The following is a 1,784-nucleotide window of genomic DNA, read 5'->3' on the forward strand; positions in this document are numbered from 1 at the left end:
TCCACCTCTCCGAGGAGTTCCAGCTCCACCCCGAGCAGTCCACCGACGCCATCGTCATCCACCACCCCGAAGCCACGTACTTCAACGCACGCTGAACCCCGCGATCCGGAAAGGAGCCCGACATGCCGGCAGCCGTGGCCGTCACCGCCGAACGCCCCCGCACGTCCGCCCCCGCCACCCTCGGCGTCCGCGAGCTGCTGGCCCAGGGCCGGCAGACCTTCTCCTTCGAATTCTTCCCCCCCAAGACCGACGCCGGCGAACGCACCCTGTGGGCAGCCATCCGCCGCATCGAACCGCTCGCCCCCTCCTTCGTCTCCGTCACCTACGGCGCCGGCGGCTCCTCCCGCGACCGCACCGTCGAGGTCACCAAGCGCATCGCCGCGGAGACCACCCTGCGCCCCGTCGCCCACCTGACCGCCGTCGGACACTCGATCACCGAACTGCGCCACATCATCGGCCAGTACGCCGACGCCGGCATCCGCGACGTCCTGGCCCTGCGTGGCGACCCGCCCGGCGACCCCAAAGGGGAATGGACGGCCCACCCCGAAGGCCTCCACCACGCCCACGAACTCGTCAGCCTCATCCGGCGGCTCGGCGACTTCACGGTGGGCGTCGCAGCCTTCCCCGAACGCCACCCCCGCTCACCCTCCTGGAGCCAGGACATCCACCACTTCGCCGCGAAGTGCCGGGCCGGCGCCGACTACGCCATCACCCAGATGTTCTTCCACGCCGAGGACTACCTGCGCCTGCGCGACCGGCTCGCCTCCGTGGGCTGTCTGACCCCGGTCATCCCCGAGATCATGCCCGCCACCGACTTCCGCCAGATCCGCCGCTTCGCTGAACTCAGCGACGCCCGCTTCCCCGACGCGCTCGCCCGCCGGCTCGAAGCGGCCCAGGACGACCCCGCCGAAGGCCACCGCATCGGCGTCGCCTACGCGACCGCCATGTCCGAACGCCTCCTCGCCGAGGGCGCACCCGGCCTGCACTACATCACCCTCAACAAGTCCACCGCGACTCTAGAGATCCATCAGAACCTGAACGTCAGCCCGAACCCAGCCACCACCATCACGGAGTAGATCCCATGGACTTCAAGGTCGCCGACCTCTCCCTCGCGGACTTCGGCCGCAAGGAGATCACCCTGGCCGAGCACGAGATGCCCGGTCTGATGTCGATCCGCGCCGAGTACGCGGCCGCCCGGCCCCTGGCCGGCGCCCGCATCACCGGCTCCCTGCACATGACCGTGCAGACGGCCGTGCTCATCGAAACCCTCGTCGCCCTCGGCGCCGACGTCCGCTGGGTGTCGTGCAACATCTACTCCACCCAGGACCACGCGGCCGCCGCCGTCGCGGTCGGCCCCCACGGCACCCCGGACAACCCGCAGGGCGTCCCCGTCTTCGCCTGGAAGGGCGAGACGCTGGAAGAGTACTGGTGGTGCACCGAGCAGGCCCTGACCTGGCCCGGCCACACCGGCCCCAACATGATCCTCGACGACGGCGGCGACGCCACCCTCCTGGTCCACAAGGGCGTCGAGTACCAGAAGGCCGGCGCCGTCCCGGACCCCTCCACCGCCGACAACGAGGAAATGGCCCTCGTCCTGGACCTGCTGGGCAAGACGGACATCGACTGGACGGCCCTGGCCGCCGAGATCCGCGGCGTCACCGAGGAGACCACCACCGGCGTTCACCGCCTCTACGAGATGCACCGCGACGGCACCCTGCTCTTCCCCGCCATCAACGTGAACGACGCCGTGACGAAGTCGAAGTTCGACAACAAGTACGGCTGCC

The 1,784-nt window shown here is 70.0% G+C and carries 2 protein-coding genes; both read left to right on the plus strand.

Annotated elements, in window-relative coordinates:
- The first annotated feature begins 122 nt into the window (after positions 1 to 122).
- Positions 123 to 1,076, plus strand: a complete 954-nt coding sequence (gene metF, locus ACFWW8_RS38540) for a methylenetetrahydrofolate reductase [NAD(P)H] (protein ID WP_386537595.1) — start codon at positions 123 to 125, stop codon at positions 1,074 to 1,076.
- A 5-nt stretch (positions 1,077 to 1,081) separates the two neighbouring features.
- Positions 1,082 to 1,784 (plus strand): adenosylhomocysteinase (locus ACFWW8_RS38545; protein ID WP_386537597.1); only part of this gene is annotated, 703 nt, incomplete at its 3' end.

It is taken from the genome of Streptomyces sp. NPDC058701 (genome assembly GCF_042715295.1).
GTDB lineage: Bacteria > Actinomycetota > Actinomycetes > Streptomycetales > Streptomycetaceae > Streptomyces.

Bases quoted from the DNA above. Each gene is read 5' to 3' on its own strand.
- metF (WP_386537595.1), top strand. From the start codon at position 123: ATGCCGGCAGCCGTGGCCGTCACCGCCGAACGCCCCCGCACGTCCGCC.